The 20,445-nt window shown below is 72.8% G+C and carries 16 protein-coding genes; 8 read left to right on the forward strand and 8 right to left on the reverse strand.

What is annotated here, in order from left to right; translation table 11 throughout:
* The first annotated feature begins 105 nt into the window (after window positions 1–105).
* Window positions 106–837, forward strand: a complete 732-nt coding sequence (locus CcI49_RS32985; RefSeq protein WP_235497777.1) for an XRE family transcriptional regulator — start codon at window positions 106–108, stop codon at window positions 835–837.
* On the opposite strand, the gene CcI49_RS32990 is transcribed toward CcI49_RS32985, so the two are convergent.
* Window positions 811–2,826, reverse strand: coding sequence for an ABC transporter ATP-binding protein (locus CcI49_RS32990; RefSeq protein WP_235497779.1), 2,016 nt, complete (start codon window positions 2,824–2,826; stop codon window positions 811–813). The genes CcI49_RS32985 and CcI49_RS32990 overlap by 27 nt on opposite strands.
* A 117-nt stretch (window positions 2,827–2,943) precedes the next feature.
* On the reverse strand, window positions 2,944–5,739 hold the full coding sequence (locus tag CcI49_RS32995; RefSeq protein WP_076833202.1) for an alpha/beta fold hydrolase: 2,796 nt from the start codon (window positions 5,737–5,739) through the stop codon (window positions 2,944–2,946).
* A gap of 204 nt (window positions 5,740–5,943) precedes the next feature.
* On the opposite strand from CcI49_RS32995, the gene CcI49_RS33000 reads away from it, so the two are divergent.
* The 3 genes from CcI49_RS33000 to CcI49_RS33010 are packed head-to-tail and all read left to right on the forward strand — an operon-like array spanning window position 5,944 to window position 8,908.
* Window positions 5,944–7,044 carry a 3-dehydroquinate synthase family protein gene (locus CcI49_RS33000; protein ID WP_054565539.1) on the forward strand — a complete coding sequence of 367 codons (1,101 nt, stop codon included), beginning with the start codon at window positions 5,944–5,946 and terminating at the stop codon, window positions 7,042–7,044.
* Window positions 7,032–7,922 carry a shikimate dehydrogenase gene (locus tag CcI49_RS33005; protein ID WP_116437565.1) on the forward strand — a complete coding sequence of 297 codons (891 nt, stop codon included), beginning with the start codon at window positions 7,032–7,034 and terminating at the stop codon, window positions 7,920–7,922. Before CcI49_RS33000 ends, CcI49_RS33005 begins: the two co-directional genes overlap by 13 nt.
* Entirely contained in the window at window positions 7,919–8,908 is a 990-nt protein-coding gene (locus CcI49_RS33010; RefSeq protein WP_054565540.1) for an ROK family protein, read from the forward strand. The genes CcI49_RS33005 and CcI49_RS33010 overlap by 4 nt, the downstream gene beginning before the upstream one ends.
* A 36-nt stretch (window positions 8,909–8,944) precedes the next feature.
* Here CcI49_RS33010 and CcI49_RS33015 read toward each other — a convergent pair whose 3' ends face one another.
* Genes CcI49_RS33015 through CcI49_RS33025 form a run of 3 tightly spaced genes read right to left on the reverse strand, consistent with a single transcriptional unit; the run spans window position 8,945 to window position 11,954 of the window.
* Window positions 8,945–9,595 (reverse strand): HAD-IA family hydrolase, encoded by a 651-nt coding sequence (locus CcI49_RS33015; RefSeq protein WP_054565541.1) that lies wholly within the window; start codon window positions 9,593–9,595, stop codon window positions 8,945–8,947.
* A gap of 50 nt (window positions 9,596–9,645) precedes the next feature.
* Window positions 9,646–10,791, reverse strand: a complete 1,146-nt coding sequence (locus CcI49_RS33020; protein WP_235497781.1) for a Gfo/Idh/MocA family oxidoreductase — start codon at window positions 10,789–10,791, stop codon at window positions 9,646–9,648.
* Entirely contained in the window at window positions 10,788–11,954 is a 1,167-nt protein-coding gene (locus CcI49_RS33025) for a DegT/DnrJ/EryC1/StrS family aminotransferase (RefSeq protein ID WP_054565542.1), read from the reverse strand. The genes CcI49_RS33020 and CcI49_RS33025 overlap by 4 nt, the downstream gene beginning before the upstream one ends.
* A 349-nt stretch (window positions 11,955–12,303) precedes the next feature.
* On the opposite strand from CcI49_RS33025, the gene CcI49_RS33030 reads away from it, so the two are divergent.
* Window positions 12,304–12,741, forward strand: a complete 438-nt coding sequence (locus CcI49_RS33030; RefSeq protein ID WP_076833205.1) for a type II 3-dehydroquinate dehydratase — start codon at window positions 12,304–12,306, stop codon at window positions 12,739–12,741.
* Window positions 12,742–13,194: 453 nt separating this feature from the next.
* Window positions 13,195–15,174 carry a DUF6461 domain-containing protein gene (locus CcI49_RS33035; RefSeq protein WP_076833208.1) on the forward strand — a complete coding sequence of 660 codons (1,980 nt, stop codon included), beginning with the start codon at window positions 13,195–13,197 and terminating at the stop codon, window positions 15,172–15,174.
* A gap of 14 nt (window positions 15,175–15,188) precedes the next feature.
* Here CcI49_RS33035 and CcI49_RS33040 read toward each other — a convergent pair whose 3' ends face one another.
* Together CcI49_RS33040 and CcI49_RS33045 are read right to left on the reverse strand one after the other, a co-directional pair.
* Window positions 15,189–17,063, reverse strand: a complete 1,875-nt coding sequence (locus tag CcI49_RS33040) for an MFS transporter (RefSeq protein ID WP_241840372.1) — start codon at window positions 17,061–17,063, stop codon at window positions 15,189–15,191.
* A 5-nt stretch (window positions 17,064–17,068) separates the two neighbouring features.
* On the reverse strand, window positions 17,069–17,539 hold the full coding sequence (locus CcI49_RS33045) for a MarR family transcriptional regulator (RefSeq protein WP_054565546.1): 471 nt from the start codon (window positions 17,537–17,539) through the stop codon (window positions 17,069–17,071).
* A 388-nt stretch (window positions 17,540–17,927) separates the two neighbouring features.
* Between CcI49_RS33045 and CcI49_RS33050 the strand changes: the two genes are divergently transcribed.
* On the forward strand, window positions 17,928–18,602 hold the full coding sequence (locus tag CcI49_RS33050) for an alpha/beta fold hydrolase (protein WP_054565547.1): 675 nt from the start codon (window positions 17,928–17,930) through the stop codon (window positions 18,600–18,602).
* A gap of 93 nt (window positions 18,603–18,695) precedes the next feature.
* Here the strand turns inward: CcI49_RS33050 and CcI49_RS33055 are convergent, their stop codons facing one another.
* Window positions 18,696–19,346 (reverse strand): DoxX family membrane protein, encoded by a 651-nt coding sequence (locus tag CcI49_RS33055; RefSeq protein ID WP_076833211.1) that lies wholly within the window; start codon window positions 19,344–19,346, stop codon window positions 18,696–18,698.
* Between the two features lie 172 nt (window positions 19,347–19,518).
* Between CcI49_RS33055 and CcI49_RS33060 the strand changes: the two genes are divergently transcribed.
* Complete coding sequence (locus tag CcI49_RS33060; RefSeq protein WP_054565549.1) at window positions 19,519–20,406, forward strand: L,D-transpeptidase family protein; 888 nt, start codon at window positions 19,519–19,521, stop codon at window positions 20,404–20,406.
* Window positions 20,407–20,445 lie beyond the last annotated feature (39 nt).

Consider the following 20,445-nt stretch of genomic DNA (forward strand, 5'->3'; position numbering starts at 1 on the left):
CCACCACGCATCGTGATCCGCGCCACGTCGGCGGCCGAGGAACACCGGGCCGGCCGCGCGGGATCGCGGCCGCTTCGCGCACCTCGCCCGCGGGCAGAATGGGGTGTGCCCCCCGAGAGCCCGGACCCGGAACAGGAACAGGATGTGAACCTGGTCCTCGCCGCCGTGGGGCCACGCCTGCGCGCGCTGCGCAGGCAGCGCGGCCGGACACTCCCCGAGGTGTCACGCAGCACCGGCATCTCGGTCAGCACGCTGTCCCGTCTGGAGTCCGGCCAGCGCCGGCTCACCTTGGAACTGCTGCTTCCGCTTGCCCGGGCCTACCAGACCCCGCTGGACGAACTGGTCGGGTTGCGTCCCGCCGCGGACCCCCGGGTGCTCCCCCGGCCGGTCGAGCGAGCCGGGCTCGCCTTCGTCCCGCTGACCAGGCGACCCGGCGGGCTGCAGGCGTTCAAGATGATCATTCCGGCGGGGTGGCCCCTCTGCGCGGAGGAGCCGCAGAGCCACGAGGGATACGAGTGGGTCTATGTGCTCGCCGGGCGGCTGCGGCTGACTCTGGGCAGCCAGACCGTGGTGCTGACGGCCGGTGAGGTGGCCGAGTTCGACACCCACCTCCCGCATGCTTTCAGCAATCCGGGGCCCGGCCCGGTGGAGGCGATCAGCATCTTCGGGCCGCAGGGCGAGCGCCTGCACGTCCGGGCCCGGCCGGCGAGGGCTTCCGCTGCCCGCGGCGAGCCGGCCCACGGCGCGCCAGCCCACAGCGCGCCAGCCCCGGACAGGTCGGCCAGGCCAGACAGGCCAGCACAGGGCGAGTCAGCCGGCGCCGACCGCTCCGTATAGCCGCGAGTAGGCGCCGCCGTCGGCGAGCAGCCCACCGTGGGTGCCTTCCTCGACGACCTGCCCGTGGTCCATGACGTAGATGCGGTCGGCGTCGCGGACCGTGGAGAGGCGGTGCGCGATCACCAGGCAGGTCCGGCCGATGGCAAGCCGGTCGAGCGCGGCCCGCACGGCCGCCTCGGAGACGGTGTCCAGCGCGGAGGTGGCCTCGTCGAGCACCAGCACCCGCGGTGCTTGAAGCAGCACCCGGGCGATGGCGAGCCGTTGCCGCTCCCCTCCGGAAAGCCGGTAGCCGCGGGCACCGACCCGGGTCGCGAGGCCCTCGGGAAGGCGGTCGAGCAGTGCCGAGAGATGCGCCGCGTCCAGAGCCTCGCGCAGCTCGTCATCGGTGGCGTCGAGCCTGCCGTAGCGCAGGTTGGCGGCGATGGTGTCATGGAACAGGTGCGGGTCCTGCGGGACGACGCCGACCAGCGCGTGCAGCTCGGCGGCGGGCATCTCGGCCAGATCCCGCCCGCCGAGCCGGACGGTTCCGCGCTGGGGCCGGTGAATGCCGCTCGCGAGATAGGTGATGGTCGTCTTGCCGGCACCGCTCGCACCGACGACGGCCGTGGTCGTGCCCGCCGCCGCCCGCAACGTGACACCCCGAAGGTTCCACGCCTCGTCCTCGGACGCCTGACCGGGCACAGCGCGGCCGGGAGCAGCGCGGCCGGGAGCAGCGCCGTCGGGGTCCGGCGTCGCCCGGTCGTAGGAGAACCAGACGTCGTCCAGGCTGAGGTCAAGGGCCTGGGCCCGCGTCCGCGGCCCCGCCGGCTCAGGCCCACGGGCGCCGACCCGGGCCACCGTTCCCTCCCGCGGCACCGCCCGGGCGGTGGGCGCTCCACCGACGGGACGGCTGCCGGCGGGAGGGCTGCCCGTGTGAAGGCCGCCGCTGTGACCACTGCCGGCGGGCTCGCCGTCGGTGGGGAGGTCGAGCAGGGCGAAGATCCGCCGGAACGAGGCTCCGGCCGACGACAGCTCCGACTTCAGCTCGACCGCCGACGCCAGCGGCCCGAAGGAGACCAGCAGGGCACCGCCGAGCGCCGCGACGGTGCCGAGCGTGGTGCGTCCGGTCGACACCAGCCAGGCACCCAGCGCAACGACGACGATCATCGTCACGACGATGCCGAGGTTGACCACGAGCCGTACCCGGGAGGTCAGCCGGGCCTGCTCCCGGGCCGCTGCCAGCAGTGCCTCGCCAGCCTCCTCGAACCGGGCGCACTCGTAGTCGGCCCGGTCGAACAGCCGGACGTGCAGGGCACCCGATACGGACGAGGTGTCCGCCACCTGGGCCATCAGCTGGCCGTCGAGCTCACGCTGGCGCTGGGACAGCACCGCGAGACGCCGCCGGCCCGCCTTCATGATCAGCAAGGTGGCCGGGGCGAACACCATCACCGCGAGGCTGAGACGCCAGTCGAGCACGAACACGACGGTCAGTCCGACGGCGATGTCCGCCACCCGGCAGACGACCGCCTGCACGATCGCCGAGATCGCGTACTGCGCGGAGACCACATCGGTGGACATCACCGTCATGACCTCGCCCTGCTGGCTGCGCGGGAAGAAGCCGAACGGCAGGTGCTGCAGGCGTGCGTTGACGGCCTGCCGCATCCGCACCGTGATCACCGCGCCGAGCCTGGCGATCAGCGCCATCCGGGTCGCCAGTACCGCCGACTCGAACACCAGCAGCGCGCACAGCAGCAGCACCGGGGCGACCAGGTCCTCGATCCGGCCGGTGGGCAGGGACCGGTCGATCAGGTGGCGCAGCAGGAACGGGCCCGCCGCGACCGCCACCGAGCCGATGACCGACAGACCGACCAGGGCGGTGACGACCCGGCCCTGGTCGGCGAAGAACGCCAGGCTCCGCGCGGCTTCCCCGGTGCCGGTCAGCCGAGCGACCACCTGGGCGTGCAGCCTGGTCACCCGGGTGGGCGGAACGGACCGTTGCGAAGGAAGCACGACGCCAGACACCACGACGCCAGACACTATGCCGCCCACGCCGTCCCATCGCCGCCTCCCCCGCCCGGTCCACGGGCTCCCCCACCCAGCCCGGGCAGAGGTGGTGATCAGGTCAGGTCAGGTCGGCATCGGCGTGAGGCGGGCGTGCAGGTCCGCGGCGAGGGCCGCGGCGTGTGGCTCGTTGAGCATCGTGTGGTGCTCGCCGGGGACCGTGACGACGGTGGTGTCACCGGTCAGGTGGCGGCTCCATCCGTCCCGTGCCGTGTCGTTGTTGTCCTCGGCGAGGTAGAGCAGGGTGCGGCCGGCGTAAGGGCGCACCTGGTAGGAACGGCTGACGACCCGGGCATGGTCGAAGAACGCGTCGAACTGGGAGAGGCCGGAGAAGCGGACGAGACCGGTGAGCGGCAGACGGGCTGCCTTGCGGACCTTCGACACGCTGGGCAGCAGCCGCTTCCACGGCGCCGGGGAGCGATCGGGACTGCGGGTGCCGGGCACGGTGCCGACCGCAGCGCCCCCTGGGGAGCGGGCACCGGAGCGGGCACCGGCCGCGGGCGCGTTCGCGTCGGCTGCGGCGGCCGCATCGGCGCCGGCCCCGCGTGCTGCCGGGGGCAGCCGGCTGTCGAGCAGCGCCAGCAGGGCGACCTCGGCCCCGGCGTCGGTGAGCAGGTGGGCCATCTCCAGCGCGACGAGGCCACCGAAGGAGAATCCGACGAGGTGGTAGGGCCCGTCGGGCTGGACCAGCCGGAGCACCTCGAGGTGGCGGCGGGCATGACGCTCGACGCTCCAGTCGGGGAACGCCCGGTTCTCCAGGCCCTGGGCCTGAAAGCCGTAGACGCGGCGGCCGGCGCCGAGACGGCGGGCGAGCGCGACGAAGTTGATGGCGAGGCCTCCGGCACCCGCGACGCAGAACAACGGCGGCCCGGACCCCTCGGTGCTCAGCGGGACGCAGGTCGGATGGGTGGGCAGCGCCCGGTGGGCCGCCGCGACCCGCGCGGCCAGGGCCTCGACGGTGGGTGCCTGCGCCAGGGTGGAGGTCGGCAGGCGCACTCCCAGCCGGGCCGAGATGTCGCTCAGCAGCTGTTGGGCCAGCAGCGAGTCACCGCCGAGCTCGACGAAGTCGTCGTCGAGACCGACATCGTCAACCTTGAGGGTCTGCGCGAACAGGTCGCGCACGGCGATCTCCCAATGGCTGCGGTCGGTCGGCGCGCGGCCCGGCGCCCGCGGTGGCGGCTCGGGCAGCGACGTCCGGTCGATCTTGCCTCGCTCGTTGCGGGGCAGCTCGTTGAGCAGCACCACCGAGGCGGGCACCATGTAGGCGGGCAGCTTCTCCCGCAGCAGGCCGCGGACCATGACCGCGGCTGCCTTGACCGTGCCGGCGCACACCACGTAGGCGACCAGCCGCGGGGGCTGGTCCGCCGGGCGCCGGGCCACGACCACGGCCTCCACGATGTCCGGCGAGGTCAGCAGCGCGGCTTCGATCTCGGCCGGCTCGACCAGGTAGCCGCGGATCTTCACCGCGGTGTCGGCGCGGCCCAGCAGCTCGATGCACCCGTCGGGACGTCGCCGCGCGAGATCACCGGCCCGGTAGGTGACCATCGGCCCGGCCGCGCCGGAATCGAGATCGCCGCGGGCGGGACGGAAACGGTCGGCGGTCATCCCGGCCGCGTTCCAGTAGCCGCCGGAAAGGTAGCGGGAGGTGACCGACATCTGCCCGCTGGCGCCGTCGGGCAGCGATTCACCGGCCTCGTCGACGATGTCGATGTCCTTGCCGTCGACGGCCCATCCCGCCGGCAGCGGCCCGGTGGGAATCTCGTCATCGGACCGCACCGGAAAGAACGCCAGGGACGCGGTCTCCGTCGAGCCGGACCAGTTGTAGAACGTGCACGTTGCGGGCAGATGCGCGCGCAGCGCGGCCACCTCGCGGCCGTAGACGGCCTCGCCGGAGCTGGTCACCGCGCGCAGGCTGCCCAGGACACACCCGGGCTCCGCGGCGCCGGTCAGGGCCCGGATGAGTGACGGGGTGAGATGCAGGGTGGAGATTCCGCGGTCGAGCAGCCATCCGGGCAGCGCCGCGATCCCCCGGGTGCGCGGGTCGAGCGCGTGCAGGGTGGCGCCGACCAGCAGCCCCCAGAACATGACGGTGATGCCGGCCGCGAACGCGACCGGCAGGACCAGCGCGACCTGGTCCGTGGCGTTCATGCCGACCACGTCGATCCCGGCGCGCAGCTCGTGCAGCACCGTCTGGTTCCGCCAGACGACCCCTTTGGGGACACCGGTGGACCCGGAGCTGAAGACGACGAAGGCCGGATCCGCGGGCAGTGCGAACCACCCCGGCAGCGGATCCTCCGACACCGCCCCCGAATCCGCCGCCGAGTCGCCCGCGGCGGGAACCGGGCCGGACGCAGCTCCCTGCTCGCAGACGGCTCCGGCGGGGTCGAGGAGCACGGCCTGGACCGGTCCGGCCGCGGCGAGAAGACCCTGGTGCCGGGTGTCGGTCAGGCAGGTGGTGACGCCGGCGAGCTCGAGGATCTGCCCGAGCCGGGCCGGCGGCAGCACCGGGTCCAGCGGGACGAACGGCCGGCCGGCCTTCAGCACGCCGAGCATCGCGACCGTCGCGGGAACACCCTGCTCCAGCAGGATGCCGACCGGGCTCGCGACGCCATCCACGCCATCCACGCCGTTGACGCCTTTGACGCCTTTGACGCCTTCCATGCGGCCACCGGAGCCGACCAGCAGCCGGGCCAGCGCGGACGAGCGCCAGTCCAGGTCGGCATAGGTCAACGCGGTCGCGTCATCACATATCGCAAGCACGTCCGTACGGGCCGCGACGATTCGCGAGAATCGAGCCACGATCGACGGGTAGGGCGCCTCGAGACCGGCTGCCGGGATGACCAAGGGCTGTGTGCCCACCATTTCTCAGCTTCCCCGCCCATCTGCTCTGTTCACGGCCATTCGAAGCATCGCCGATCGTACGACCCGGATACATCCACGCCCACCCACTGGTGCCACCATCGACGCACCTGTCCGGCCCTTTCGTGAATATTCGCGGTGGCCAGCCGGGGCCTGTCAGATCCAGGACAGTCCGCATCTGGACGATCGAGCATCGGGAGGACGACCATGACGGAACCGCCCATGACCCACCGGGTCTGGGTCGACCTGGGTGAGCGCGGATATCCGGTCGAGATCGGCCCCGGTGTCCGGCGGCTTCTGCCGGACGTCGTGGGTCGGATCGGAGCGGCGCGGGTCGCGGTCGTTTCGGCCCGTCCCGACCTTGACGCGGTTCCCGATCCCGGGGTACCGGCATTGCGGATCACCGCACGGGACGGCGAACACGGAAAGACCCTCGCCAATGTCCAGGAACTCTGCGAAGGATTCGCTTCCTTCGGTCTTACCCGCTCAGATGCTGTGGTCTCCTGCGGCGGCGGCACGACCACCGATGTCGTGGGCCTCGCGGCTGCTCTTTACCACCGCGGAATCGCGGTTATCCACCTGCCGACGTCCTTGCTGGCGCAGGTCGACGCGAGTGTCGGCGGCAAGACGGCGGTGAACCTGCCCGCCGGCAAGAACCTGGTGGGTGCCTACTGGCAGCCGAGCGCGGTGCTGTGCGACACCGACCACCTGCGCACGCTGCCCGCCCGGGAATGGACCAACGGCTACGGCGAGATCGCGCGGGCCCACTTCATCGGCGCGGGTGACCTGCGCGGACTCCCGGTCGCGGAGCAGATCGCCCGCAGCGTCGCGCTCAAGGCCTCGATCGTCGCCCGCGACGAACGCGACGGCGGGCTGCGCCACATCCTCAACTACGGGCACACGCTCGGACACGCGCTGGAGATCGTCACCGGCTTCGAGATGCGGCACGGCGAGGGCGTCGCCGTCGGGACGGTCTTCGCCGGCCGGCTGGCCGCCGCACTCGGCCTGATCGACGAGGCGCGCGCCGCCGAACACCTGGACGTGGTCGCGCACTACGGGCTCCCGACCGCGCTGCCAGCGGATGTGGACATCGCCGATCTCGTCACGGCCATGCGGCGCGACAAGAAGTCGACCAACACGGGCCTGACCTTCGTCCTGGACTCGCCGGAGGGGCCCCGGCTGGTTCCCGACGTCCCGCCGGACGTGGTGGTCAGCACCCTGGAGGCGATGGACCGCGACGAGGACCGGGACCATCACGGGGCCAGGGACAGGGCCCGCGACGGGGAGAGCGAACGATGCACGGTGTGACGACCCAGACCACCCCCGTGGCCCAGCCCGCCCACGCACCTGCGGCCGACCGGCTCCCGCGGACGATCACCGGGGCGACCCGGCTGTTCGTCGTCGTCGGTGACCCGGTCGTCCAGGTCCAGGCACCGATGCTGATGAACCCCGTCTTCGCCGAGGTGGGCCTGGACGCCGTCCTCGTCCCGGTGCACGCCCGACCGGAGGACTTTCCCGCCGTGCTGGCCGGGCTGCGTGCGATGGCCAACCTGGACGGCATCCTGATCACGATTCCGCACAAGGTGGCCGCGGCGGCGCTGGCGGACCTGCGCTCCCCCGCGGCCGCGATCAGCGGCAGCGCCAACGTGCTGCGGCGCGAGCCCGACGGGCGGTGGCTCGCCGACAACTTCGACGGCTCCRGATTCGTCCGGGGCCTTCGGCGGGCGGGGCACCGCGTCGCGGGCGCGAACGTGCGCCTGATCGGTGCGGGCGGGGCCGGCAGCGCCATCGCCGTCGCGCTGCTCGAAGCCGGCTGCGCCGGCCTGGCCGTCGTCGACCCCGACCGGGCCCGGCTCGCCGAGCTGCTGGGCCGGCTCGAGCCGCACTGGCCCGGTCAGGTCACCGCGGCACCACCCGAAGGGCCGGGCGCGCCGGGCACCGCGAGCGTGATCGATCTGATCGTGAACGCCACACCGCTGGGCCTGCGCCCGCAGGACCCGCTGCCGTTCGACCCGACGACGCTGCCAGCGGCCTGTGTCGTGGCGGACATCATCATGAAGCCGGCCCGGACCCGGCTGCTGCAGGCGGCGGACGAACGCGGCCTGCCGACCCATCCGGGCATCCACATGCTGGCGGAGCAGGTCGACCTCTACCGGGCCTTCTTCGACCTGCCCGGTGCCCGGTGACCGGCCGGCTTGGCATCGACGTCGGTGGCACCAAGGTGGCTCTGCGGCTCGAGGTCGCCGGCCAGCCACCGCGCGAGACGATGTTGCGCTGGGCGGCCGGGGCCACCGCCGAAGCGGACCTGCGCGCCCTGGGCGAGGCGGTCACCGGGCTGTGCTCCGGATGGGGCGAGCCGGTCGGCGCGATCGGCGTGGCAATGCCGGCAACAGTCGATCATGAGGGACGGGTCACGGCCTGGCCGAGCCGGCCGTCCTGGACCGGCCTGGACCTCGGGCCGGCGCTGCGGAACCTCGTTCCCGGCGCGGCGGTGGCCCTCGCCGACGACGGCGATCTCGCCGCGCTGGCCGAGGCGGAGCACGCGGGCGCGGCGAACCTGGTCTACCTCGGGGTCGGCACGGGCATCGGCGGCGGTCTCGTGCTGGACGGGCGCCTGTGCCCCGGGCCGGCCCGGGGCTCCTGCGAGATCGGGCATCTGATCATCGCCCTGGACGGACCGCTGTGCCGATGCGGACGTCGCGGCTGCCTGCAGGCCATCGCCTCCGGACCCGCCACGCTGCGCCGTGCCGGTGACCTGCGCGCGGGCAACCGGCGCCCGACCGACGGCGCCGAAACCGGCACCGGCACCGGCACCGCAGCCTCCGAGACCGCAGACGCCAGCACCGCAGACGCCGAGGTGGACTATCCGGAGCTGCGGGAGGCCTGGGGAGCGGGTTCGGACTGGGCCCGTACCGCGGTCGGGATGACCGCGGCGGCGCTGGCAGCCGCGGTGGCCGGTCTGACCGAGCTGGTGCGGCCCGACCTCGCGGTCATCGGCGGCGGCTTCGCCGACGGGCTGGCGGGATTCGTCGACGAGGTCGCCGCGCGGACCCAGGCCCTGTCCCGGCCCGGTCACCCCCCGGTACCGGTCCAGGCCGCCCAGCTGGGCGGCCTGTCGTCGCTGGCGGGCGCGTTGCTGCTGGCCCGCACCCTGGACGCGACGTCCGGCTGACAGGTCGGGCCGCGGAGTGCGGGCGGGGACTGGGCCTCAGACGGGCTGGTAGGGCCGCGCTGTGAGCAGGCCGAGTAGTTGCGCCGGGGTGTGGGTCACCCAGTCCGGGGCTGCTGCCAGCAGTTCGTCCTGGTCGGTCTCTCCCCACATCGCGGCGATGGCACGGACCCCGGCCGCTCGGGCGCTGCGGATGTCGGTGACGGCGTCGCCGACCATCACGGCCTGCGTCGGTGCGACGTTCAGGGTGTCGAGGGCGAGCTGGACGATGTCGGGTGCCGGTTTGGGGTGGGCGACCTCGTCGGAACCGATGACCCGTACGAAGCAGTCGAGGATGCCGAGCTGGGCGAGCAGGTCACGGGCCCGTGGGCCGGCCTTGCCGGTCGCGACGGCGAGGCGTGTCCCGCGGTCGAGCAGGCCGGTGAGCAGTTCACGGACGCCGTCGAAGAGCACGACCTGGGACGAGAGCCGGTAGCTTTCCCGGACGAAGGGGCCTTCCATCTCCAGGGGCAGCCCCATGATCTTCATGATGTCGGGGAAGTAGCGGCCGAGGTGCCGGTTGTACTCCTCGAACGGGGCCGGGCCCGGGCCGACGACCTCGGCGTAGGCGAGGGTGAAGGCCTGCCGCATGACGGCGTGGCTGTCGACGATCACGCCGTCGAGGTCGAACACGACAGCTTGGATGTCCATCAGGTGCTCTCTCCGGGCTTGGTCAGGACGGATTACGCCAGTCGTCCCGGTCAGGGCGCGACGGCGAACTGCGCCGGGTGCGCGTTCGCGGGCTGCCGGCTCCGCGCCGAGTCATAGATCCGTTCGATGGCGGCGATCGTCGACCGGGCCTGCGCCAGCGCGAGTCCGTGCCGGTCCGGGTCGCGTAGCAGCCCGGGGAGCTCGTCGAGCTGGCGGCGGTACTCGGTCCCGACCGGTTCGGTCGCGACGTCCACCGGGGTCGTGGTGCCGGCCCGGGTCCAGGACAGCGACGACGCGGGGCGGCGGTTCGGGCTGAACCCGAACGTGCAGTGCAGCTCGGCGGAGCCGGCGCTGCCCTCGACCCGGATCACCGTGGCGTCGAGGGGTTCATGCGACGCCCAGCTCGCCCGCAGGCTCACCGACACCCCACCGGCACTGACGAGGAACGCCCGGGCGGTGTCCTCGACATCACCACCCGAGCGGGTGGCCGCGCCGGCGGGCTGACGCCACACGGCGCCCCAGGCGGCGTCCGCGACGAAGTCACCGGAGATCGTTCCCACCGCCTCGACGAACCCTCCCGGCCCGGCCAGGGGCACGACCGCGTCCAGCAGATGCCAGCCCAGGTCGACCAGCGCCCCGCCACCGGCCAGGTCACGCCGGGTGAACCAGCCCCCCGCATCAGGAACCCCGTGCGCACGCACCCAGGACACATCCACATGGCGGAGGGTCCCGAGCTGCCCGGCCAGCGCGTAGAGCGCCCGCAGGTCGGCCCGCAGGCAGGCCGCGCTCCCGGCGAGCAGCACCGCACCACCGGCCCGTTCCGCCGCGGCGAGCCGGTCCGCCTCGGCGGTGCTCAGGCAGACCGGCTTCTCCACGAACACGGGGATCCCGGCCTGCAGCAGCCCCGCGGCGATCGGGCAGTGCAGATGGTTGGGCACCGCGACGACGGCGAGATCGACGTCGTGCCGGCTCAGCTGGTCGGGATGAGCGAACACGGCGACCGGCCCGGTGCTGTCGAGTTCGGCGCGGATGGCCGGGTCGGGATCGACCAGCGCGGCCACCTCGTACCCCGGATGCTCCCGCAGCCGGGGCAGCCAGATCGACCGGCCCGCCCAACCCAGCCCGACCACCGCCACCCGGATACGCCCAACCCCAGTCTCACGTTCACGTTCCGGTTCGGGGGACGTCGGGCTCACGCGGCGGCCAGGGCCTGCGCCAGGATCTCCGCGATCGCGTGCATCTGCTCCTCGGTCCCGAGCAGCGTGCGATGGTGCAGCCAGATACCGTCCGCGCCGATCGCCTCCACGTTCGGGCACCGCCCGGCGATCTGATCGACGGTCTCCTGCGGCGCCCCGGTCTCCCAGAAACCGGCAGACCGGTAGATCGCACGGAACGCCGCGAACGCGGGCAGCCCACGCTCCACCAGGTCATCCACCAGCGCGTTACGCCGATCCTCGTCGAACCCGGGCAGCCGGAACATCGCCATGTAGTGCGGATTGCGGTCGCAACGCGGGTCCCGGCCCTGCGGGACGACCCCGGGGATCTGCCCGAGCAGACCGGCGAGAAGCGGCCACCGCTGCTCCCGGAGGTCGATCTGCCCCCCGAGCCGGGCGAGCTGGGCCCGCAGCACCGACGCGGAGAACTCGTTCATCCGGAAGTTCGACCCCGACGTCTGGTGCAGGTACCGACGGTCGGTCCGCGGCCGGCCGCAGCTGTGACGCAGGAACGCCTGCTCGAACTGGTCCGGGTCGCAGAACGTCACCGCGCCGCCCTCACCGGCGGTCATCAGCTTGCCGTTCTGGAAGCTGAACGCCGCGATGCCTCCGTGCTCACCGACCCGGCGGCCCTGCCAGGTAGCCCCGTGCGCATGGGCTGCGTCCTGGATCAGCGGCACACCGGTGTTCGCGGAGATCTTGCCGAGCGCGTCCATGTCACAGAAATGACCAGCCATATGCACCGGCATGATCGCCGCGGTGCGAGGAGTGATCGCGGCCTCCACCGCGGCCGGGTCCAGGCAGTACGTGTCGGGATCGACGTCGACGGGCACCGCCACCGCACCCAGGCGCTGCGCCGCCTGCGACGACGAGATGAACGTGAAACCAGGCACGATCACCTCGGTACCCGGACCGACCCCGAGCACCTGCAACGCCAGCTCCAGAGCATGCGTGCCGTTCGTGACCGCCAACGCGTACGGCGCACCGTGGTACTCGGCGAACTCCCGCTCGAACGCGTCGACCTCACCACCACCCATCCGCCACCACTGACCCTGATCCAGCGCACGGACCAGCCCAGCACGCTCCGCGTCATCGAACTGCGGCCAGACCGGGAAGTCAGGAGCCGTCCGTGGGCTGTCGCTCATCGAGCCACCTCTTGTTGATGTGTACGGATGGATACCGGTCGGCGGTGCTGTCAGCCGCCCTGCCTGCCACGTCGACGCCCGCAATCAGGGCGGCACGATACAGGGCAATTCTTCCGGAACGTCAGACAACCAGTCCGAACTACCGGGCAACAGGAATGTTGCCGCGAAAGCCGACCACTGGCGCTGTCGCGATGTCGACACGGCCGGCCGCCAACACCAAGGAGCTTGCGGAGGTGGTCAGAACGGAGTAGAAGCGGTATCGCCCAGGCTCAGGTCCGGAACCGGCGGAAGCGCGTCCTGTTATAAACACCGTGCCCGGACCACGTGCCACACACCTGTAGAGGTCATCGTGAGCAGTCTTCTTCTCCTGAACGGCCCGAACCTGGGGATTCTAGGCCGGCGCCAGCCCGAGATCTACGGGACGGCCACCCTGGCCGACATCGAGGCCGCCGTCACCGCTCGGGTGGCCGACCGGGGTTGGAAGGTCGTCTCGATCCAGCGCGAGTCCGAGGGCGAGCTGATCCACGCCATCCAGGACAACTACGACTCGGTCGGCGCGATCGTGAACCCAGGTGCGCTGATGGTCGCCGGCTGGAGCCTGCGGGACGCACTCGCCAGCTACCCGCGGCCGTGGATCGAGGTCCACCTGTCGAACGTGTGGGCACGGGAGGCGTTCCGCCACGAATCAGTGATCTCCCCGCTGGCCGCGGGGGTCATCGCCGGGCTCGGCCCGCTCGGCTACGAGCTGGCCGCCGACGCCCTGCTGCGGCTCGCCCCGGAGTCCTGAGAACGGGCGTTCCAGGATTCGGCCCGCACAGCGCCGGCGGCGGTCACCCGATGGTGTCGCGGGCCCGAGTCGGCGGAGAAACGTCCGGAGGACCAACCCGGCACCGGGACACCACGCGGAGACGGGCACAGCGGGCCAGATCGCCGACCTCCGGTCCGGCGCGACGGCCGGAAAGACCGGTGCCGGACCGGGCGGTCGACCAGCCCAGGGCGGGCACCGGACCGGCCCGGCGCCGGCACCGGGCCAGGACAGGCGCCCACATCAACCGGCCGCCGGCCGGCCCGCCGGCGGCGACCGGCCCAGCGCCGCGGGCCCGGCCGCGACCGCCTGCGTCAGAATTCGTGCGCGCACCGCAAACGCACCAACATCGGCACGAATGTGTGTTGCCGGATCGTCACGCTCAGGAAGTACGGATCGCGCCGAAATGAGACGGTCGCCAGTAAAGTTTCGTGAGTGTTTCGACCGGACCTGGAAAGCCGTCAGATTTCCCTGCCCGAGCCCACCGTCGAGCTCCCGGCGGACCTCCTGGATCCGCTCGCGAACGTCATCGCGGAGGTTTTTCCCCAGCTGGTGGCACGGATTCCGCCCACGCCCGCGGCCGAGCTCGGTCGGATCGGCGCGGCGGAGCGGCCCACGGACCGCCCCGGAGCCCCGGTTCTCACCGCGCTGCGCTCGGTCGGACCACGCCTGCCCGAACGCCTGCTCGGTGCCCTTGAGCTGGTGGTCGACGAGATTCCGCTGCACGCCCCGCGCGGCCTGACCGCGGCGCTGGCGGGTGCCCCACCACGGCCCGCAACCGCGGCGGCCACCCGGGCACTGACTCCCGCGGACGAGCCCGAGGCGGTCACCGCCGTCGCGCAGCTCGACCGGATCAGCCCCGGTGCCTGTGCGCTCATCCATTCCTACCTGCACCGCCTGCTCGACCATCCGGAGATCGCCCCACTGCTGGTCGTGGACGACCGCGTGTTCGACGTCGACGACACCGCGGGCTGCGCGGGCGACCGGTTCGGCGTCGCCCGCGACAGCGCCCGCGACGACGACGAGGAGGTCGGGCTGGCCGGCGACGAGGCGGCCGACGGGCCCGCCGACGAGGCGACCCTCGCCGCCCGCCACGGTGCCGCCCACCTCGCGCTCGCGGTGGCCGTCGCCACCGCCGTCCTGCGCGAGCTGGCCCCGCCGTCGCTGGGTGCCGAGGCCCCGGTCGTCGTCGGCACCGCGGTCGGCTGCGCCGTGCTGGTGCTGCGGGGACGTCCCATGCCGGACGCCTACCCGGCGGCGCTGCTCATGCGCAGGCGCGCGGACTACCGGCTGCCCCGCCAGGTGATCGGCTGCGTGCACGTCGAGGGCCACACCTTCGGCCTCGTCGAGGACATCGTCGAGCCCGCAGCCGAGCCCGCGGCCAAGGCCGCCGTGGAGGACGCGGGCCGCGCGCGGCCGGCGCCGGACTTCCACCGCAACGGGCTCGTGGACGTCGTCGCCGGAGGGGCCCGCGTGCGCACCGGTGTGGGCACGGGCCGGGTGAACGTGTCCCTGCGGGTGCTGGCCGCGCCGCCCGGGACGCCCACGCCCGCCGAGGCCGCCGCGTGGGACGAGATCGTCGAGGTCAGCTGGACGGCCGGCGCCGGCGCCGCGTCGGTGGTGGGGGCCGTGACCAGCCGGGCGGCGGCACCGCCGGACGCGCGTTCCCTGTTCCACCAGACACCGCCCTGGCCCGGGGACTACCGCCTGCGCGTCTGTGCCCGCGGCCGGGACGGTGCCGGCGAGGACGAGACGTACGAGCTGGCGCTGTGGGGCGCACCCGCCGCGCCGGAGGTCGTCCACCAGCGCGGTGACCAGTTGGGCCACCGGCTGCGGGGCGAGGAGCTCCCGCCGGTCACCTCCCAGCCGGAGACCCGGTACCGGTGGGTACGCCGGCGCAGCGAGTTCCGCGAGGCCGCCACGTTCACCGTGGTCGTCGGAGCGACGCCGCAGGATGTCGTGCGCTACTTCGACGCCGACCCCGACGCCCCGTGCTCGCTGGCGCGGCTGCGCGCCGAGGGGCGCACCGACCCGTACCTGCTGGTCCTTCCGCTCGCGGGCGCCGAGCGCGCGGTGCTCGCCGTGGAGGCGAACGGCCTGCAGGGCTCGCGGCACGCGGTGCTGTCCTCGGTGTCCCGCCAGGGCCTGGCCGCGAGCATGTTCTGGAACATCAACGCGCTAACCCGGCTGTCACTGGCTCAGGGCGGCGAGGTGCTGGCCGCGTTCGAGCCCGGCCCGGACGCCGTTCCCGACGTCGTCCTCCCGCTCCTGCGCGACCTCGACCTGACCGGAGCGACCGACCGGGTCGCCAAGGGGCTCGTCGTCGTGGAACGGTTCACCGGCCACGAGATCCGCCCGGAGCAGGTGCAGCAGATGATCGACAACGACGTGGCCTATCTGATCAACCAGCCCTGACCCTTCAGAGCGGCTCAGTCGTCGTCCGGTGCCGGTCTCGGCACCAGCGGAAGGTCGTCCTCAACCGCTGGGCTGGGGCCGGGCACCGGCGACTCGACCTGAGCCGCGGTCCCACCGACCCGCGGCGGGCCGACCGGTTGCGGGCCCGCGGTGGCGAGCGCGCCGGGCTGGGGCTGATGGGCGCCGCGCTGGGGCTGGTGGGCGCCCGGCTGGGGCTGATGGGCGCCGCGCAGCACCGACGCCACCGCGGCGATCAGCCCGAGCGCCGCGGACACGCCGAACACGACCACCAGGCCGTCCTGGAACGGGGCGGAGATCAGGTGCGGGAAGAACTCCCGCCCGGTGATCGTCGCCTGGTGCTCGGGAGCGAGCAGGTCCAGCGAGCCGGTTCCGGCCAGCAGATGCTCCACCGGATTCAGACCGAGCACGGCGGCGAACAGCGACGCGACCGGCGGCAGCGCACCGACCTGCTGCGCGACGTCCGCGGGCACCCCCTCGGCGCTCAGCCCCGAGGAGAAGGCACCGGGCAGGCTGCCCGCGAGCCCGGCGATCATCAGGGAGAAGAAGACACCGATCGACAGCGCGCCGCCGGCGTTCTGGAACGTCGTGCGCATGCCCGAGCCGACGCCCCGCACGGCTGCCGGGACGCTGCTCATGATGGACGCCGAGTTCGGCGCGGCGAACATCCCCGAACCGACGCCGATGGTGGCGATCAGCAGGGCGAACGTCCAGTAGGTGAAGTCGACCGGCAGCAGCATCAGGCCGACGTAGCCGCCGACGGTCACCAGCGCACCGGACGTCGACAGCCCCCGGGCCCCGAAACGGTCGGACAGGAAGCCCGACAGCGGGCCGGCGACGAGGATTCCCGCTGTCAGCGGGAGCAGGTAGATGCCGGCCCACAACGGCGTGTCCTCGAAGTCGTAGCCGTGCAGCGGCAGCCAGATGCCCTGCAGCCAGATGATCAGGACGAACTGCAGGCCGCCGCGGGCGATCGACACCGCGAGCCCGGCGATGTTGCCCGCGGTGAACGCCCGCAGCCGGAACAGCGCGAGCTCGAACATCGGCGCGGTGAACCGTCTCTCGATCACGACGAACGCGACGAGCAGCGCGGTGCCGCCGATCAGCATCGCGAGCACCGTGGGTTTCGTCCAGCCCATGGTGTGCCCGCGGTAGGGCTGCAGCCCCTCGGTCACGGCGACCAGGATCGCGCCGAGGCCGACGGCGAAGGTGATGTTGCCCCACCAGTCGAACGGCGCCCGCTCCGGCTGTTCCCGGCGGGCCGGCTCCCGCAGCTTGAGGTAGGCCCAGATGGTGCCGAAGACCCCGACGGGAACGTTCACCCAGAAGACGGCCCGCCAGTCCCAGACGGCGAGGACGCCGCCGGCGACCAGGCCGATGAACTGCCCGGCGATCGCCGCGACCTGGTTGATGCCGAGCGCGAGGCCGCGCTGGTCGGCGGGGAAGACGTCGGTGAGGATCGCCGCCGAGTTCGCCGCCAGCATGGAGCCGCCGACCGCCTGCAGCACCCGCCAGCCGATCAGCCACATCGCCGCCGACCCCCCGCGCAGCGGGTCGAAGGACAGCAGGATGGAGGCGACGGTGAAGACCACGAAGCCGGCGTTGTAGATCCTGACCCGGCCGAACATGTCGCCGAGCCGGCCCAGCGGCACCACGAGCACCGCCTGCACCAGCCGGTAGCCCATGATCATCCAGAGCAGGTAGCTGACGTTGCCCGGGGCGAGCGGGTCCAGGTCGATACCCAGGAAGATCGGCGGCAGCGCGATGAGGATGATCGACCCGTCCAGCGCGGCCATGAACACCGCCGCGGTGGTGTTCGCCAGGACGACCCACTTGTACCGGGAGTCGACCGGAGCACTGGCGGCCGCCATCGCCCTCACAGGGCGTGAGCCAGTCGCTCCAGCAGGGGCGCCGCGGCTTTCAGGCAGGCCAGCTCGGCGTCACTGAAACCGTCGGTGAGCGCCCGCGCGAGCTGCTCGATGCGAGCATTGCGCCGCTCCAGCAGCGCGTCGCGACCGGCATCCGCCAGCGACAGGATGACCCGCCGCCCGTCACCCGGATCGGGCCGCCGCTCGATGAGGCCGCGCACCTCCAGACCGCTCAGGATCGCTCCCATCGACTGTGGGCTGATCGCCTCCTGCTTCGCGAGTGCCGCGGCCGTCGCCGGCCCGCCACGCTCCAGCCGGACGAGAGCCGCCGTCTCCCCCGCCGTCAGCTCGCCGGGTGGCCGCGTGATCCGCAGCCTGCGCACCAGCAGGCTGAGGCTCAGCCGGAGCTCGGAGGCGGTCTGGAGCACCTCGGCCGCGGCAGCGTCCGCACCGGAACCCGATCTGTCGCCGTCAGCCATATAGACAGTATGAACTTATAAGTTCTAGCTGACCAGCAGTGAACCTCAGCAGTCCGTCGGGACGTCGCCGGGGTTGATGTTGCCTCCGGCGCACTCCACGAACGCCGCCGGACCTCCGAGCGCCCGGCGGCTCGGCGGCCCGGCGGCTCGGTAGCCCGGCGGCTCGGTAGCCCGGTTTGACGAGTCGCAAGAGTGAACGATTCTGGTCGTTGCGACGACCAGAATCGTTCACTCTTGCGGGCCACCAAGCGGCCCTGCGCCCTTTTTATCCCTTTTAAGCCGCTGCGCGGCGGTGCGAGATCCTCGATGGGTGGCCGTGCGGGTGCACCTGTGCCGATCGGGATGGATCGGGAGCGCCTGCCAGCAGCATCGGCATACGGTGCGAAGCATGTCTGACAACCCACCGGTCGTCCTGGTCCACGGCCTCGGCTCGTCGAGCGAGCACGGCTGGCGCGGCGCCGGCTGGATCGACATGCTGCAGGAGGCCGGCCGCGAGGTCCTCCTCGTCGACCTCCCGGGGCACGGCACCTCCCGCCGGGACACCGACCCGGAGTCCTACGCGGACGCCGCCGCCGAGATCGCCGAGGCCTTCGCCGGGCGCGGCCCCGTCGACGCGGTCGGCTTCTCCGCCGGTGCGCACCTGCTGCTGGAGTCGGCGGTGCGCGGGCTCGCGTCCTTCAACCGGCTCGCCCTGATCGGGCTCGGCCCGCGCATGCTGGAGTTCCGTCCCGAGCAGGGCCGTGCCTTCACCCCGGACGCCTCGGACGGCACCGACGTCCTGGCCCGGGTGATCAAGGGGCTCGCCCGCCGCGCCGGCAACGACATCGACGCCGTGCTCGCGTTCGCCCGCCGGCCGACTGCCCCGCTGACCGCCGCCGGCCTGGCCACGGTCGCCTGCGAGGTGCTGGTCGTCATCGGCGAGCGGGACACCGCCGGCTCCCCCGACGAGTTCGCCGCCCTGTTCCCGAAGGCCACCGGACGGACCATCGACGGCGCCGACCACTACTCCGTGCAGGCCCACCCCCGAGCGATGAGCGCCGTCTTCGACTTCCTGGGCGTCTGAGGCCGGACGCGGTGGCGCGGCCGAGGAGGCGGAGCAAGCCGACTCGCCGTCGTCCGACCGCTGGCCACACCGGCGCGAAGAGGCGGCGCGGCGTCAGCTGACCGCCAGGACGATGGCGGCGCCGAGGCCTCCGAGGCCGACAGCGAACGCCATCTCGGGCAGCCCACCGTCGCGCCGACGGAAGAAGCGGTCGAGCGCAAGCCGCCCCGCGCCGATCGCCGCCACCGCGGTCGCGACCACCGCGATGCACAGCGGATACTCCATGCCGCCGCTGGTTTCCCACAGCCCGTGCGGCACGGTCACGATCATCGCATTGATCATCACACCGATCACGGCCGCCGCCGCCAACGGGGTCAGCAGGCCCGCGGCCAGGCCGAGACCACCGAGGAGCTCGCCCGCACCGGCCATTCCGGCGAAGAACGTGCCGGGGTGGTAGCCGAGCTGGGCGAACCCTCTGCCGGTCGCGCTGAGCCCCTCGCCGCCGAACAGGCCGAAGAGCTTCTGTGCGCCGTGCCCGGCAAGCAGCAGGCCGAAGGTCAACCGCAGGAGCAGCAGCCCGAGGTCGGCGGCGGACACGGCCGCGGGCCGCGAGACGCGGCGGGCCCCGAGGGTTGCGGCCGGGGTCGCCGGCCGAGCCGGGAAAGCGGCCGGGGCCGGGGTGGGGGGTCGGGCCGGGGTGGCAGGCCGGGCCGCCGTGACAGGTGGCGGATGGTGAGGCGTCCGGTGCCGCTCGAGAAGCTTCATGTCGAGACCTCGATTCTTCAGGCACACATGGCGATGCTCCGGTCACTGGGATGTTGCCCCGGGACCGGGGCGGTACCACCGCACCGCGTGGCACACCCGGTGGGACGAGCGCCACCTGGCTGTTCGGCTGCCGCGGAAGCCCGTCTGTGAATAAATCAGCGACATGTCTGCCATGTGCAGATCCCGTGTCACCCGATGGTTGACCATCCCGCCGATGCTGGTGGGGCTGGTGCTGGTGGGGGCCTGCGGATCAGATGGCCCGGCCGCCTCCGGCCCCGCGCCGTCGGCGCCCTCGTCGGCGACGACTCCGAGCGGCCCGGCCTCCCCGGCGGACACTCCGCCCGCGCCAACGACCGCGGCGGCGACATCCCCGACGTCCTCGGCCCCGGCGGCGACATCCACAGCAGCGACATCCCCGGCGGCGACGTCGTCCGGGACAGCGACGGCGACGCCGACCGGCCCGCCGATCCTGCGGCCCGGCGCGACCGGCCCGGAGATCCTGGAGCTGCAGCGGCAGCTGATGGCCGCCGGCTACTGGCTGGGCACCCCGGACGGCACGTTCGGCCTGCTCACCCAGCAGGCGGTGCTCGCCGTGCAGAAGACCGCCGGCATCGGGCTGGACGGGCTCGTCGGGCCGGCGACCCGAGCCGCGATCGCCCGCGGCGTGCGGCCGGACGCACGCAGCACGCAGGGCTTCGTCCTGGAGGTCGACAAGGGCCGGCAGCTGCTGAAGATCGTGCGGGACGGCCACGTCGAGACCACGCTCAACACCTCGACCGGCACCGAGCAGATCTACTACCACGACGGCGTCCAGTACCTGGCCGACACACCTCCCGGCACCTGGCGGATGTTCCGCCAGGTCAACGGGGTCGACCACGGCAGCCTCGGCGACCTCTACCGGCCGAAGTACTTCCACGCCGACGGCATCGCCATCCACGGGTACGCCTCGGTTCCGGCCCGGGCCGCCTCGCACGGCTGTGTCCGGGTGACCAATGCCGCGATGGACTGGCTGTGGTCATCGGGCAACGCCGAGATCGGCACCACCGTCCTGGTCTACTGACGGCCCGAGGCGGCGAGGGGCAGCCGGTGCGTGGTCGAG

This window comes from Frankia sp. CcI49, from assembly GCF_001983215.1.
GTDB lineage: Bacteria > Actinomycetota > Actinomycetes > Frankiales > Frankiaceae > Parafrankia > Parafrankia irregularis.

Excerpts from the sequence above, each read along its gene's own strand:
- CcI49_RS32995 (WP_076833202.1), bottom strand. The coding sequence starts at position 5,739 with ATGGTGGGCACACAGCCCTTGGTCATCCCGGCAGCCGGTCTCGAGGCG.
- CcI49_RS33000 (WP_054565539.1), top strand. The coding sequence starts at position 5,944 with ATGACGGAACCGCCCATGACCCACCGGGTCTGGGTCGACCTGGGTGAG.
- CcI49_RS33015 (WP_054565541.1), bottom strand. The coding sequence starts at position 9,595 with ATGGACATCCAAGCTGTCGTGTTCGACCTCGACGGCGTGATCGTCGAC.
- CcI49_RS33025 (WP_054565542.1), bottom strand. The coding sequence starts at position 11,954 with ATGAGCGACAGCCCACGGACGGCTCCTGACTTCCCGGTCTGGCCGCAG.
- CcI49_RS33040 (WP_241840372.1), bottom strand. The coding sequence starts at position 17,063 with ATGGCGGCCGCCAGTGCTCCGGTCGACTCCCGGTACAAGTGGGTCGTC.
- CcI49_RS33045 (WP_054565546.1), bottom strand. The coding sequence starts at position 17,539 with ATGGCTGACGGCGACAGATCGGGTTCCGGTGCGGACGCTGCCGCGGCC.
- CcI49_RS33050 (WP_054565547.1), top strand. The coding sequence starts at position 17,928 with ATGTCTGACAACCCACCGGTCGTCCTGGTCCACGGCCTCGGCTCGTCG.
- CcI49_RS33055 (WP_076833211.1), bottom strand. The coding sequence starts at position 19,346 with ATGAAGCTTCTCGAGCGGCACCGGACGCCTCACCATCCGCCACCTGTC.
- CcI49_RS33060 (WP_054565549.1), top strand. The coding sequence starts at position 19,519 with ATGTGCAGATCCCGTGTCACCCGATGGTTGACCATCCCGCCGATGCTG.